This is a genomic window from Streptomyces sp. NPDC006193 (assembly GCF_040613915.1).
In the GTDB taxonomy this organism is placed as follows: Bacteria; Actinomycetota; Actinomycetes; order Streptomycetales; family Streptomycetaceae; genus Streptomyces.
Map to the genome: position 1 here is coordinate 3565 of NZ_JBEXTB010000053.1, position 14004 is coordinate 17568.

A 14004-nucleotide genomic window follows, 5' to 3' on the forward strand; every position below is an offset into this window, starting at 1 on the left:
CTCCGCCGCGACGACGGCCGAGGCGAACGTGGTGGTTCTCGGGGCCGTGACGACCGTGGGGGCCGCGGGTCGGCTGCCCTGCCGCTGCCGCTGCCCTGGCGGTGGCGCTGTCCCCCTGCCGCCGGGACGACGTCCGCGGTGGCCTCCGCCGCGACGACGGCCGAGGCGAACGTGGTGGTTCTCGGGGCCGTGACGACCGTGGGGGCCGCGGGTCGGCTGCCCTGCCGCTGCCGCTGCCGCTGCCGCGCCGTAGCCCTCGCGCCCCCGCTGCCGCTGCCCCCGCGTTCCCGCTGCCCTGGCGGTGGCGCTGCCGTCGCCCTGCCACTGCCACTGCCGCTGCCCTGCCACTGCCGCTGCCCTGCCACTGCCGCTGCCCTGCCACTGCCGCTGCCCTGGCGGTGGTGCTGCCGTTGCCCTGCCGTAGCTCTCGCGCCGCGACTGCCCTCGCGCCCGTGCTGCCGCCGCCGCTGGCGCTGGCGCTGTCGTCGGCTCGGCGTCGGGCGGGGGGGGGTGCCTTCGGCCGGTGCGGGGTCGGGCAGGCGTTCGTTGGGCCGGCTGTGCGGACTTCCCCGGTTCGCGCCCCGCCCCCGCCCCCGATGCGTCACCATCGCACCCGTGTGGACCCCCGCCCGTCTCCGTGCGCATCTGGTGGCCGCTCGGCTGGCCGGGGTGGTGGCCACCGCCCGGGAGGACAGCCTGCGCAGGTACCGGCTGTTCGCCGCCCGGGATCCGCGGGTGCTGATCGGCATCGACCCCGAGGGGGCGTGGGGCCAGCGGGACGTGCTCCGGCTGATGGCGCGGAAGTGCGGGGTCTCGGCGGATCCCCGCCACACCCGCGGACCGGATGTGATCGATCCGGAGCGGACGCTGGCGGCGCTGGACGCCTTCGCGGAGCGGCTCCGGGAGGCGGCCCGGCGCGGCGCGCCGGTGCTGTTCGGCACCGGGCACCCGCAGCGGCTGCTCGGTTTCTACGCCGGTCTGGCGGACGCCCTGTCGGCGGCGGGATGTGAGGTCCTCACCCCGGCGCAGGGTCGCTCTGTCGACATATTGACCCGGTTCGGTCTACGCACCCAACGCCTCGACTACGTACGCGGGGTTGCCCTGGTGCGGGAACCGGCGGGTGAGCGCCCCGGTGGTGAGCCGGGCGTCCACAGCCATTCGCCGCTGCCGGTTCGGGTCGCGCTGGATGCCGCCGCGGAGGCCGGCGGGCCGCTTCCCGAGCTGGTGGTCGGAGATCACGGCTGGGTCTGCGGTGCAGGTCAGCTGGGGTTCGAGGCGATCGGGCTGGCCGACACGGATGATCCCGCGCCGTTCGTGGGTGAGGCGGAGGGGCGGGTGTCCGTCGTCGTTCCGGTTGATGACGCCGTGCCGTCTGCTGCCTACCGGCCGCTGGCCCGCTACGTGCTCAATCGGGCCTGTCTGTCACGGTAGGCCGCCGATGGTGTACCTCTTCCCCACTCGCATCACCCGCCCCTAGTCTGGGGAGTGAGCGCGCAACGACGAAGAGTCACCGGAAGGGGAAGCCGGTGGCCGTCGAGTGCGGAAGGTTCAGGTGTGTCATGGCTGCAGCTGGCGAGAGGCCTCTGAACGAGGTTCAGTTCCTTACCGTGGCGGAGGTCGCCTCGGTGATGCGAGTGTCCAAGATGACCGTGTACCGCCTGGTGCACAGCGGTCATCTGCCCGCGATCCGCGTGGGGCGGTCCTTCCGCGTCCCGGAGCAAGCGGTGCACGAGTACCTCCGCGACAGCTACGTGGGGGTGGAGACGGCCTGACGGCGGCGCCCGGCGACCCCGGGACACCCCCTCGATTACGACCTCGGCGCTCGGTTGGGTAGGCTAGCCCCTCGTAGGTCGTGTGGGCCCATGGCGCCCAAACAACCGAGTGATGAGAAGTGAGCGAGGGTAGTCGTGGGCTCTGTTATCAAGAAGCGGCGCAAGCGGATGGCCAAGAAGAAGCACCGCAAGCTGCTCAAGCGCACGCGTGTGCAGCGTCGCAACAAGAAGTAAGCGGCGCGCGAGAGCGTGACTCTGTGGCCCCCCACCGGCAGCGGTGGGGGGCCACAGGCATGTCCGGGGCCGTGTTCCGCGGCGCGCGGCGCATTCCGGTGGTGGGGACGGGGGAAATTCCGACACCTGCGCACCTGGGGTCGTCACAGTGCGCCGGGGACCCGCTAGGTTGGCGCTGACGGGGAACGCGGGAACCGGCAACGCGGAAGGAAGGCGCTGATCTTGGGAAAGGTCGTGCTCGTCACCGGGGTCGCCCGGCAGCTGGGCGGCCGGTTCGTGCGGCGTGTCCAGCGGGACCCCGAGGTGGACCGGGTGATCGCCGTCGACGCGGTGCGGCCCGGGCACCATCTGGGCGGAGCCGACTTCATCCAGGCCGACATCCGGCAGCCGACCATCGCCCGGGTGCTCGCCGAGACCGGCGCCGACACGGTCGTCCACCTGGACGTGACGGGCACGGCACTGGGCGGCGGCAGCCGGGCCACGGTCAAGGAGACCAACGTCATCGGCACCATGCAGCTGCTCGGCGCCTGCCAGAAGTCGCCGGCCGTGCAGCGGCTGGTGGTGAAGTCCAGTACCAACGTGTACGGGTCGGCGCCCCGCGATCCGGCCGTGTTCACCGAGACGACCCCGCCGAAGTCCCTGCCCAGCGGCGGCTTCGCCAAGGACGTCTGCGAGGTCGAGGGGTACGTGCGCGGGTTCGCGCGGCGGCGGCCGGACGTCGCGGTGTGCGTGCTGCGGTTCGCCAACATCCTCGGACCGGTCGCGGACACCCCGCTCGCCTCCTACTTCGCGCTGCCCGTGCTGCCCACCGTGTTCGGCTACGACCCGCGGCTGCAGTTCGTGCACGAGGACGACGTCGTCGAGGTGCTGCGGATCGCCTCGCACGAGCCGCGCCGGGGCACCCTCAACAGCGGCACGTTCAACATCGCCGGGGACGGTGTGCTGCTGCTCTCGCAGTGTTCGCGGCGGCTCGGCCGGCCCACGGTGCCGCTGCCGCTGCCGGCGGTCACCTGGGCCGGCTCCCTGGTGCGTACGCTGGGAATGACGGACTTCTCGCCGGAGCAGATCCGGCTGCTCACCCACGGGCGGGTGGTGGACACCGTGCAGATGCGGGAGACGCTGGGCTTCACGCCCAGGTACACCACGGCGGAGACGTTCGCGGACTTCGCGCGCGGCCAGGGGCCCGGGCTGCTGCCGCCGGAGGCCCTCGCGGGGGCCGTCGACCGGATCGCCGAGCTGACCGCGCGTGACGCGGCCGGTCAGCTCCAGACGCACAGCGCCGACTGAGGAGCGCAGCAACGATGGCGGACGCCAAGGTCATTCCGTTCGACGACGACCGGTCCCGCGGGAGCGCCGCGCAGCGCCCGGCGCGGCGCCGGAGCGGGTCCGGCCGGCGCGGTGCGGTCGGCGAGGCCGGGGAGATCGGCGAGGTCCAGCCGCTCCCGGGGCGGGCGCAGACGCCCGGTGACGGGCCCCTGGGCCGCGCGGAGGAGCCGCCGCGGCCGCCGGGGGCCGGTGGGCCGGACGGTGGCCTGGAGCGGCGTGTGGCGGCCGGTCTGGCCTTCCTGCGGCGCCGGCTGACCGGGGACTACGAGGTGGACGACTTCGGCTACGACCCGGAGCTGACCGACCAGGTCCTGATGTCGCTGCTGCGGCCGGTGTACGAGAAGTACTTCCGGGTCGAGGTGAAGGGCGTCGAGAACATCCCGGCCGAGGGCGGGGCGCTGATCGTCGCCAACCATTCCGGGACGCTGCCGCTGGACGGGCTGATGATGCAGGTCGCCGTGCACGACCACCATCCGGCCGGCCGGCACCTGCGGCTCCTCGCCGCCGACCTGGTCTTCGCGCTTCCGGTGGTCAACGAGCTGGCCCGCAAGCTGGGGCACACCCTCGCGTGCGCGGAGGACGCGGAGCGGCTGCTGGGCCAGGGCGAGCTGGTCGGGGTGATGCCGGAGGGCTTCAAGGGGATCGGCAAGCCGTTCAGCGAGCGGTACAAGCTCCAGCGGTTCGGCCGGGGCGGGTTCGTGTCCACGGCGCTGCGCCAGGGGGTGCCGATCGTCCCGTGCTCGGTCGTCGGGGCGGAGGAGATCTACCCGATGCTCGGCAACGCCAAGACGCTGGCCCGTCTGCTGGGCATCCCGTACTTCCCGCTGACGCCGACCTTCCCCTGGCTGGGCCCGCTGGGCGCGATCCCGCTGCCCACCAAGTGGACGATCCAGTTCGGGGAGCCGATCCCCACGGACGGCTATCCGCCGGAGGCCGCCGAGGATCCCATGCTGATGTTCAACCTGACCGACCAGGTCCGCGAGCAGATCCAGCACACCCTGTACAAGCTGCTGGTGCAGCGCAGGTCGGTCTTCTTCTGAGGGTGCGGGCACGACGCCGGGGGCGCCCCGCTCGGGAAGGGCGCCCCCGGCGTCGTGGACGGGCGGCGGTCAGTCCGGGTCCTGGCCCTGGATGTCGAGACCGGGGAGCAGGTCGGGCAGGAGCGGGGGGATGGTGACGTCCGGCTGTCCCGTGGGGGGCTTGCCGGCGGACGGGGAGCCGCCTTCGGAACCGGTCTCCGGCGGGGCGAGCAGGCCGCCCGTGTCGCCGATCAGGCCGCCGTCGCTGTCGCCGGTGGCCGTGCCGCTGGGGCTTCCGGTGCCGGGGTGCTTGCCGGTGGAGGGGGTGCCGGTGGAGCTGGGCGCCGCCGACCGGTGGGCGCCGGAGGAGCCGGAGGAGGGCCGGTGGGAGCGTTCCTTCCGTTTGCCGTCGCCGGGCTCGGGGGAGGGCTGCGGGAGCAGCGACTGGAGCGGGGCGACCTCTTCGTCTATGGCGTCGAAGACCGAGGACACCTGCTGTTTGACGTCGCCGAGCTGTACGGGCAGCTTGTCGCTGAGCGCGCTCCAGGCCTCGCGGTGGGACCGCGAGAACGTGGACAGGGCCTGGATGGGGCCGAGGGATTCGGGATCGGCCTGGTACGCCGCGTGGAGCAGGCGGTGGCCCTCGACGACGTCGTGCTGCATGCCGGAGAGGGCGCGGCGGATCTCGGCGATGGACTCGTGGTCGAGGTGGCCGCCTCGGCCGCGCTCCAGCAGCCGTCTCGCCTCGCTGAACCGGGTGGACGCCTGGTCGAGGTAGGTCTGGCCGCGCTGGTCGTCGCCGTCGGCCAGGTAGTTGAGCTTGAAGTCCTCGATGCCCCGTTTCAGCCCGTACAGCGAGTCGCCGGGCAGGGCGTCGGAGCTGGCGGCCGCGACCCCGCCGAAGGCTCCGGCGGCCACGCCGACGCTCAGCCCGCCGGCCGCGAGCCCCTTGGTCAGTCTGGTACGCGGGCGGAACTTGCCCAGTGGGCTCGCCCGGTGCGCGCCCTTGGCCCGGGGGGAGCGCTGTTCCGGCACCGGCGCATCCGCCGCCCCGGCCCCCTCCTGGAGCATGGCCTCCATCGCGGCCACCAGCTGGGCCCGCTGGACGACCTTGACCTCGGGGTCGAGCTGCGGCTTCGGCAGCGCGCCGAGTCCCGCCGCCAGGGCCAGCAGTTCGCCCTGGTCGGTGCGTTCCCCGGTGGTCGGCGGTGATCCCGCCGGTGCTGCGGACTGCTCGGCCGCCGGGTCCCGGTCCGACTGCTCCTCCAGGGCCTGGGCGAAGGCGTTCGCCCGCCGGTGCGCCGATACGTTCGCGATCACTGGCGGCACCTCCTCTCGTCATGACGGTCGACTCCCCAGGGGGTCCTGAGGGTTGCACGTCCGCGACCGTTTCCCCCGATCGGGTGATCGGGGACGGCCAGGACGTGACCACAGGGAGCCTGTATCCCGCACAACGACTGGCGCGGCACTTGGGTTACGGACGGCGGATGATCGGGTCGGAAAGTCAACGAGCCGTCACAGAGCGCGAGTTGGGGTCGCGCCGCCACCGCGTGCCGCCCGGCGCCGCGCGCCTCAGCGCACGTCGTCCGGCAGCAGCCGGGCGAGCGTGCGCACCGCGCGGTACTGGAGGGTTTTGATGGCGCCCTCGTTCTTGCCCATGACCCGCGCCGTCTCGGCGACCGAGAGGCCCTGGAGGAAGCGGAGCGTCACGCACTCCTGCTGCTGCGGGTTGAGCCGGCGCACGGCCTCCAGCAGGGCGGCGTTCGACAGCGACTCCAGGACGGAGTCCTCCGGGGAGCGCTCGACCTCGTTGGCGTCGAGCATCTCGCCGGTGGTGATCTCGAGCCGGAACCGGCTGGACTTGAAGTGGTCGGCGACCAGGTTCCGGGCGATGGTGACCAGCCAGGCCCCGAAGTCGCGGCCCTGCCAGGTGAAGGTGCCGATCCTGCGGAGCGCCCGCAGAAAGGTCTCACTGGTGAGGTCCTCGGCGGTCGCCCGGCCGCCGACGCGGTAGTAGATGTACCGGTACACGGTGTCGCTGTACTGGTCGTAGAGGCGCCCGAAGGCCTCGGCCTCCCCCGCCTGGGCGCGTTCGACGAGGTCCATCATCCGGGCGCTGTCGCTGTCGGCGGCCGGACGGCGGGCGGTGGCCGCGCCGGTGGCACGCCCTCGTCTGCCGACGGCGGCGCCGCCGTCGGCCAGTGCGTAGCACGGGCCCGCGGGCGCGGCGGCGGCGAAGGCGGGGACGGCATACGCGGGGGGGACGAAGCCGCGCAGCGTGTCTTTGACCGTCGCGACCGTTGCGCGCAGCGTAGCCAGGCCCGAGGCGTCAACCCCGACGTGTGGGTACACGGGACTCCCAGAGGCAGAGCTTCCATCACGTGCAGTGCGGGACCGTTCACCCGTCGTAGCGACGGAGGGGTACCGGTATGCGTCTGAGGAGAATAACGCTTCGTACAGGCGTCGCTACACCGAGTTGCTCAAATCACCGATTGCGTTGCTTCTGTGACCGTTCGAGGCTGTGTCGTATGCCGCAGATCGATCGTTTGGTGATCGGAACGGGGCGACTTTCGGTGGACTCCGGGCGTGTTGAAATGGCCGCGGCATAATCCGGGCGCGCGGGCGACGCGGAGCTGGAGGGGCCCCGAGGGGGCCGGGGAGGAGCCGCGGCGGCGGGCCCGGCCCGCCCCGCGGAGCGTTACCGGCGCCGCCGGCTCAGGGCGATCGCGGCCGCGGTGCCGCCGGCGACCGCGCCGACCCCGGCCGCGGCCGGGATGCCGACCTTCGCCGCCTTGCGGCCCGTCCGGTAGTCCCGCAGGCGCCAGTCCTGCTCGCGGGCGTGCCTGCGGAGCTTGGCGTCCGGGTTGATGGCGTAGGGGTGCCCCACCAGGGACAGCATCGGGATGTCGTTGTGGCTGTCGCTGTAGGCCGCGCAGCGGGACAGGTCGAGGCCCTCCGCCGCGGACAGGGCGCGGACCGCCTCCGCCTTGGCGGGCCCGTGCAGCGGCTCGCCGACCAGCTTGCCGGTGTAGACGCCGTCCACCGACTCGGCGACGGTGCCGAGGGCGCCGGTGAGCCCCAGGCGGCGCGCGATGACCTGGGCGATCTCCACCGGGGCGGCGGTGACGAGCCACACCCTCTGGCCGGCGTCGAGGTGGGCCTGGGCGAGGGCGCGGGTGCCGGGCCAGATGCGCTCGGCCATGTACTCGTCGTAGATCTCCTCGCCGATGGCCCTGAGCTCGGCGACGCGGTGGCCCTTGACGATCGAGAGGGCGGAGTCCCGGGCGTCCTGCATGTGCTCCGGGTCCTCGACGCCGGCCAGCCGGAACCACGCCTGCTGCCAGGCGAACCTGGCGAGATCCCGGGTGTCGAAGAACTTCCGCTTGTACAGCCCGCGGCCGAAGTGGAAGAGCGCGGCGCCCTGCATCACCGTGTTGTCGAGGTCGAAGAAGGCGGCGGCCCGGTCGTCGCCGATCACCGGGAACACCGGCTCGTCGGGCCGGACCCGCGCGCTCTCCTGCGAGGACTTGCGGGCGGCCTCCGCCGAGGCCTCGCCTGCCAACACGCTCCGCGCCGTGGCGGAGCGCCTGCGATGGGTGAGCCATCCAAGTGCGGCCATGACGTGAGCATAGCCAGTCGGCACCGCAGTTCAGGGAGCCGGGAGACCGGCGCGGTGTGAACTGCGGGTGACGGAATCGTTCGGGACCGGTCGGGGACGGACGCCGGGCACGCGAGAATGGCCGGTATGAGTCCCCTCTTCCGACGCAAGGCAGAGCCCCGCGAGCGGCTCGTCACGCTCGTCCGCAAGCCCGGCTGCCACCTGTGCGACGACGCGCAGCAGGTGGTCGAGAAAGTGTGCGCCGAGCTGGGCGTGGAGTGGGAGTCGCGGGACATCACCGAGGACCGGGATCTGTACGACCGGTACTGGGAGCAGATCCCGGTCGTGCTGATCGACGGGGAGCAGCACACCTTCTGGCGCGTGAACGAGGAACGGCTGCGCCGGGCACTGAGCTAGGGCCGGGCACTGAGCCCGGGCACTGCGCCGGGCACTGGGTCAGGGCACTGACCGACTAGTCCAAACAGGCCGGGGAGTCGCTTAGGATCGATGGCGCTGTGGTCTCGGGGGCGAGATTCGTGAGGAGAGTGGGCGATTTTGCCCCCAGTAATGAAGGAACGCCGGTGCGTGTCCGTCGGTTCCCGCCGAGGGCGTGAACATGGCGTGACCCCGGTCACTTCTGCCGGGCAAATCGGACACCATCTTTGTGCACGCGTTCACAAAGACATAGCCTGCTGTCGACGGGGCGGTCTGGGGACGTGTGACCGCCTGCAGCCCCGCTCTACCCGCAGGAGCACCGTGGCAACTGGCCGAACACACCGACCGGCGACCCGCAGCCGAGGGATTCCCGAGGCCACCGTCGCCCGGCTTCCGCTGTACCTCCGAGCCCTGACCGCGCTGTCGGAACGCTCGGTGCCCACGGTCTCCTCCGAGGAGCTGGCCGCGGCGGCGGGGGTCAACTCCGCCAAGCTGCGCAAGGACTTCTCGTACCTGGGTTCCTACGGAACGCGCGGTGTCGGCTACGACGTGGAGTATCTCGTCTACCAGATCTCCCGTGAGCTCGGCCTGACCCAGGACTGGCCGGTCGTCATCGTCGGCATCGGCAACCTCGGCGCCGCGCTCGCCAACTACGGCGGCTTCGCCTCCCGCGGCTTCCGGGTGGCCGCGCTGATCGACGCCGACCCGGCGATGGCCGGCAAGCCCGTCGCGGGCATCCCCGTGCAGCACACCGACGACCTCGAGAAGATCATCAAGGACAACGGGGTCTCCATCGGTGTCATCGCCACCCCCGCCGGCGCCGCCCAGCAGGTCTGCGACCGCCTGGTCGCCGCCGGCGTGACCTCCATCCTGAACTTCGCGCCGACCGTGCTGTCCGTCCCGGACGGCGTCGACGTGCGCAAGGTGGACCTCTCCATCGAGCTGCAGATCCTCGCCTTCCACGAGCAGCGCAAGGCCGGCGAGGAGACCGCCGCGGGCGACGGCGCGCTGCCCGCCGCCACCGCCCGGCGGGTGGCCGCCGGTGACGACGCCGACCAGGGGCCCGACGGGGACGTACCCGCCGTGATGCCGGCATGAGTCTCCTCGTCGTCGGGCTGAGCCACCGCAGTGCCCCGGTCAGCGTGCTGGAGCGGGCCGCGCTGAGCGCGGACGCCCAGGCCAAGCTGCTGCAGGACACGGTCGCCGCCGAGCCCGCCACCGAGTCCGCGGTCCTCGCCACCTGCAACCGCATCGAGCTCTACGCCGACGTGGACAAGTTCCACGCCGGTGTCGCCGAGCTGTCCACGCTGCTCGCCCGGCACAGCGGCGTCGGCCTGGAGGAACTGACCCCCTACCTGTACGTGCACTACGAGGACCGGGCCGTCCACCACCTGTTCTCGGTGGCCTGCGGCCTGGACTCGATGGTCGTCGGCGAGGGGCAGATCCTCGGGCAGATCAAGGACTCCCTGGCCCGCGCCCAGGAGCTGCACACCGCGGGCAAGCTGCTGAACGACCTGTTCCAGCAGGCCCTGCGGGTCGGCAAGCGCGCCCACTCCGAGACCGGCATCGACCGCGCCGGGCAGTCCCTGGTCACCTTCGGCCTGGAGCAGCTCGCCGCGGGCGGCGACGTCCAGGAATGGGCGGCGGGCAAGAAGGCGCTGGTCATAGGCGCCGGCTCGATGTCCTCGCTGGCCGCCGCGACCCTCGCCCGGACCGGCGTCGCCGAGGTCGTCGTCGCCAACCGCACCTTCGAGCGCGCCGAACGGCTCGCGCAGATACTCGCCCAGGGCGACGACACCGCCGTGAAAGCCCGCGCGGTGACGATGGACGCCGTCCCGGGCGAGCTGGCACGTGCCGACGTCGTCGTCTCCTGTACCGGGGCGACGGGCCTGGTGCTCACGGCGGAGGCGGTCGCGCAGGCCGTCGAGGGCCGCACCGGCGCCCCCGCCGCCGAGATCGCCGACACGCCCCGTACCGCCGCCAGGACGAAGACGTCGTCCGCGGGCGCCGACGAGAACTGCCCGCTGGACCTGGCCGCCGCACAGCCCGGCTTCTCCGTCATGGGCGAGGCCGCCGTGGCCGGCCTGGACGCGGCCACCCTGGAGCAGCACGCGGCCTGGGTGGGCGGCGGCACCTCCCTGCTGGAGCGGGGCGCGGCCGACCGCCGGGAGCGCCGCACCCCCGAGGCGGAGGCCGAGCTGATCACCGCGCTCGCCGCGACCGCCGCCACCGTCGGCCGGATCCCGGAGCGGCGCAGGCCCGAGCCGCCGGCGCAGCGGCCGGCGCCCTTCTTCTTCCTCCTCGACCTGGCCATGCCCCGCGACATCGACGCGGCCGTGCACCGGCTGGCCGGGGTGCGCCTGGTCGACCTCGAGTCGCTGGCGGAAGCCTCCGCCGACGCCCCGATGGCGGCCGACGTGGACCAGGTCCGGCGTATCGTCTCCGACGAGGTCGCGGCCTTCGGGGCGGCCCAGCGGGCGGCCCACATCACCCCGACCGTGGTGGCGCTGCGGACCATGGCCGCCGACGTCGTCGCCGGCGAGATCGCCCGCCTGCACGGCCGCCTGCCCGAGCTGGACGACCGCCAGCGCGGGGAGATCCGGCAGGCCGTGCACCGGGTCGTGGACAAGCTGCTGCACGCGCCGACCGTACGGGTCAAGCAGCTCGCGGCCGAGCCCGGCGGCGCCGGGTACGCGGACGCGCTGCGCACCCTCTTCGACCTCGACCCGGAGACGGTGGCCGCCGTCTCCCGGGCCGGGGACAGCACAGCGAACGAGAACCGAGGGCCGGCATGAGTGAGAAGGCACTGCGGCTGGGGACCAGGCGGAGCAAGCTCGCCATGGCCCAGTCCGGGCAGGTGGCAAAGGCCGTCCGGCAGGTGACCGGCCGGCCCGTGGAACTGGTGGAGATCACCACGTACGGCGACACGTCGCGCGAGCACCTGGCGCAGATCGGCGGCACCGGCGTCTTCGTGACGGCGCTGCGGGACGCGCTGCTGAGGGGCGAGGTCGACTTCGCGGTTCATTCGCTCAAGGACCTGCCGACCACGCAGCCCGAGGAGCTGGTCCTGGCCGCCGTACCGGTGCGCGAGGACCCGCGGGACGTGATCGTCGCGCGCGACGCCCTGAAGCTCACCGACCTGCCCCGCGGGGCCCGCATAGGCACCGGCTCCCCGCGCCGCGCGTCGCAGCTGAACGCGTACGCCCGCGCCCACGGCCTGGACATCGAGACGGTCCCGATCCGCGGCAACGTCGACACCCGCATCCGGTACGTCCGCGACGGTGAGCTGGACGCGGTCGTGCTGGCCGCCGCCGGACTCAGCCGGCTCGGCCGGATCGACGAGGTCACCGACTTCCTGTCGGTCGACACGGTTCTGCCCGCCCCCGGCCAGGGGGCCCTGGCGATCGAGTGCGCCGCGGACCGCGCGGACCTCATCGCGGCGCTCGGCGCGCTCGACGACCCGCTCACGCGGGCCGCCGTCACCGCCGAGCGGTCACTGCTCGCCGCCCTGGAGGCCGGTTGCAGCGCCCCGGTGGGCGCGCTGGCCGACCTTCTGGCCGACGGGCAGATTGTCAAGGAAATGCGCCTGCGCGGCGTCGTCGGCACCACCGACGGCACCCGCACGGTGCAGCTGTCCACCACCGGTCCCGTGCCCCAGACGCACGACCGGGCGTCGGCGCTCGGCCGCGAACTCGCCGCCGAGATGCTCGCCCAGGGTGCGGCCGGTCTGATGGGGGAGCGAGCACATTGAGCCCCACCACTCTTCCCACCGCCGGTCCGGAGCACGGGCACGTCACCTTCCTCGGTGCCGGACCCGGAGATCCGGGACTGCTGACTCTGCGCGCCGTGGAGGCGCTGTCGCACGCGGACGTCCTGATCGCCGAGCACGAGGTGCTCGACGTGATCCGGACGCACGCCCGGCAGGGCGTCTCGATCGTGGAAACGGACGCGGACCCCTCCTCGGTCTCACCGCCGGGCACGGGCACGCCGCAGCTCACGGTCGTCGACGGCACGTCAACAACCGCTGCGGTCCCGTCTCCTGCCCGGGATGCCGCTCATCTTGTCATGGAGGCCGCGCGGGGCGGCAGGCGGGTCGTCCGTGCGGTGTCCGGTGACCCGGGACTGGATACGTACGCCGCGGAGGAAATGCTCGCCTGCGCCGCCGCCGGGGTGCCCTTCGAGGTGGTCCCCGGCGTCGCGGCGGCGGTCGGCGTGCCCGCGTACGCCGGTGTGCCGCTGCGGGACCGGCACGGCGCGGACGTCCGCTTCGTGGACGCCCGGACCGCCTCCGACCGGTGCTGGACGGAGGTGGGCGCATCGGACGGCACGGTGGTGGTCTCGACGACCCTGGACTCCGTGGCCGCCGCGGCGGGCGAGCTGGTCGCCGCGGGCCGCAAGCCGGACACCCCGCTCACCGTGACGGTCGCCGGCACGACGACCCGCCAGCGGACCTGGACGGCCACCCTCGGCACGGTCGCGCAGACGCTGAAGCAGGCCAAGGTGCTGCCGTCGCCGGACGGCGGCCGGCCGGTGATAGCCGTGGTCGGCGAGCGGTCCGTCGCCCGCCGCGACCAGCTCTCGTGGTTCGAGTCCAAGCCGCTGTTCGGCTGGAAGGTGCTCGTGCCGCGCACCAAGGAGCAGGCGGCGTCGCTCTCCGACCAGCTGCGGTCCTACGGCGCGGTCCCGCACGAGGTCCCCACGATCGCCGTCGAGCCGCCGCGGACGCCGCAGCAGATGGAACGCGCCGTCAAGGGGCTGGTCACGGGCCGCTACGAGTGGATCGCCTTCACCAGCGTGAACGCCGTCCGGGCGGTCAGGGAGAAGTTCGAGGAGTACGGGCTCGACGCGCGGGCCTTCGCGGGCATCAAGGTGGCCGCGGTGGGCGAGCAGACCGCCAAGGCGCTGGTCGCCTTCGGCGTGAAGCCGGACCTGGTGCCGAGCGGGGAGCAGTCGGCGGCGGGCCTGCTGGAGGACTGGCCGCCGTACGACCCGGTCTTCGACCCGATCGACCGTGTCTTCCTGCCGCGCGCGGACATCGCGACCGAGACCCTCGTGGCCGGGCTCATCGAGCTGGGCTGGGAGGTCGACGACGTCACCGCGTACCGGACCGTCCGGGCCTCGCCGCCGCCGGCGGAGACGCGGGAGGCGATCAAGGGCGGCGGCTTCGACGCGGTGCTGTTCACGTCGTCGTCCACGGTCCGGAACCTGGTGGGCATCGCGGGCAAGCCGCACAACGTCACCGTGATCGCGTGCATCGGCCCGGCCACGGCCAAGACCGCCGAGGAGCACGGGCTGCGGGTCGACGTCATGGCCCCGGAGCCGTCCGTGCACAAGCTGGCCGAAGCGCTGGCCGACTTCGGCGCGAAGCGCCGGCTCGCCGCGCTGGAGGCCGGTGACCCGGTCACCCGGCCCAGCGAGCGGCGGCCGGGAGCGCGCAGGCGGCGCAGCACGACGTGAGGCCCGCGGCGTGAGGTCTTCGGCGTAGGACCGAGCCGCCCGGCAAGGCGGACGCGCCGCGCCAAGGAGAAGGCGACGCGCCCCGTACCGCGGTACGGGGCGCCGCGCCGTCCCGACGGCCGAGCTGGACGTGGTGGGACTCGCGGTGTACGGCCCGCGGAAC

At 73.2% G+C, this 14004-nt stretch carries 13 protein-coding genes; 10 read left to right on the forward strand and 3 right to left on the reverse strand.

Annotated features, from left to right (window positions below):
• Nucleotides 1-615: 615 nt before the first annotated feature.
• The 5 genes from ABZ261_RS28985 to ABZ261_RS29005 all read left to right on the forward strand — a co-directional run bounded on the left by ABZ261_RS28985 (nt 616) and on the right by ABZ261_RS29005 (nt 4372).
• Nucleotides 616-1431 carry a phosphatase gene (locus ABZ261_RS28985; protein WP_356864237.1) on the forward strand — a complete coding sequence of 272 codons (816 nt, stop codon included), beginning with the start codon at nt 616-618 and terminating at the stop codon, nt 1429-1431.
• A 128-nt stretch (nt 1432-1559) separates the two neighbouring features.
• Nucleotides 1560-1772 carry a helix-turn-helix domain-containing protein gene (locus ABZ261_RS28990; RefSeq protein WP_121791081.1) on the forward strand — a complete coding sequence of 71 codons (213 nt, stop codon included), beginning with the start codon at nt 1560-1562 and terminating at the stop codon, nt 1770-1772.
• A gap of 135 nt (nt 1773-1907) precedes the next feature.
• Nucleotides 1908-2006: an AURKAIP1/COX24 domain-containing protein gene (locus tag ABZ261_RS28995; protein ID WP_003948845.1), complete on the forward strand. Its 99-nt coding sequence runs from the start codon at nt 1908-1910 to the stop codon at nt 2004-2006.
• A gap of 222 nt (nt 2007-2228) precedes the next feature.
• A complete protein-coding gene (locus tag ABZ261_RS29000) occupies nt 2229-3293 on the forward strand; it encodes an NAD-dependent epimerase/dehydratase family protein (RefSeq protein ID WP_356864239.1) in 1065 nt (354 codons plus the stop codon).
• 14 nt (nt 3294-3307) lie between these two features.
• Complete coding sequence (locus tag ABZ261_RS29005; RefSeq protein WP_356864241.1) at nt 3308-4372, forward strand: lysophospholipid acyltransferase family protein; 1065 nt, start codon at nt 3308-3310, stop codon at nt 4370-4372.
• 69 nt (nt 4373-4441) lie between these two features.
• On the opposite strand, the gene ABZ261_RS29010 is transcribed toward ABZ261_RS29005, so the two are convergent.
• The 3 genes from ABZ261_RS29010 to ABZ261_RS29020 form a co-directional block, all read right to left on the reverse strand.
• The gene (locus ABZ261_RS29010; protein ID WP_356864243.1) at nt 4442-5671 is read right to left on the reverse strand and encodes a DUF5667 domain-containing protein; all 1230 of its coding nucleotides are present in this window, start codon (nt 5669-5671) and stop codon (nt 4442-4444) included.
• A 252-nt stretch (nt 5672-5923) separates the two neighbouring features.
• Nucleotides 5924-6703: an ECF subfamily RNA polymerase sigma factor, BldN family gene (locus ABZ261_RS29015; RefSeq protein ID WP_356864245.1), complete on the reverse strand. Its 780-nt coding sequence runs from the start codon at nt 6701-6703 to the stop codon at nt 5924-5926.
• Nucleotides 6704-7049: 346 nt separating this feature from the next.
• A complete protein-coding gene (locus ABZ261_RS29020; RefSeq protein WP_356864247.1) occupies nt 7050-7970 on the reverse strand; it encodes an HAD-IB family hydrolase in 921 nt (306 codons plus the stop codon).
• Between the two features lie 126 nt (nt 7971-8096).
• Here ABZ261_RS29020 and ABZ261_RS29025 point away from each other — a divergent pair, with 126 nt between their 5' ends.
• From ABZ261_RS29025 to ABZ261_RS29045, 5 genes are all read left to right on the forward strand, one after another.
• Nucleotides 8097-8366, forward strand: coding sequence for a glutaredoxin family protein (locus ABZ261_RS29025; RefSeq protein WP_356864249.1), 270 nt, complete (start codon nt 8097-8099; stop codon nt 8364-8366).
• A gap of 339 nt (nt 8367-8705) precedes the next feature.
• A complete protein-coding gene (locus ABZ261_RS29030) occupies nt 8706-9482 on the forward strand; it encodes a redox-sensing transcriptional repressor Rex (RefSeq protein WP_356864251.1) in 777 nt (258 codons plus the stop codon).
• Nucleotides 9479-11179, forward strand: a complete 1701-nt coding sequence (locus ABZ261_RS29035) for a glutamyl-tRNA reductase (protein WP_356864253.1) — start codon at nt 9479-9481, stop codon at nt 11177-11179. Before ABZ261_RS29030 ends, ABZ261_RS29035 begins: the two co-directional genes overlap by 4 nt.
• The gene (gene hemC, locus ABZ261_RS29040) at nt 11176-12135 is read left to right on the forward strand and encodes a hydroxymethylbilane synthase (RefSeq protein ID WP_356864255.1); all 960 of its coding nucleotides are present in this window, start codon (nt 11176-11178) and stop codon (nt 12133-12135) included. Before ABZ261_RS29035 ends, hemC begins: the two co-directional genes overlap by 4 nt.
• On the forward strand, nt 12132-13841 hold the full coding sequence (locus ABZ261_RS29045; RefSeq protein WP_356864257.1) for a uroporphyrinogen-III synthase: 1710 nt from the start codon (nt 12132-12134) through the stop codon (nt 13839-13841). The genes hemC and ABZ261_RS29045 overlap by 4 nt, the downstream gene beginning before the upstream one ends.
• Nucleotides 13842-14004 lie beyond the last annotated feature (163 nt).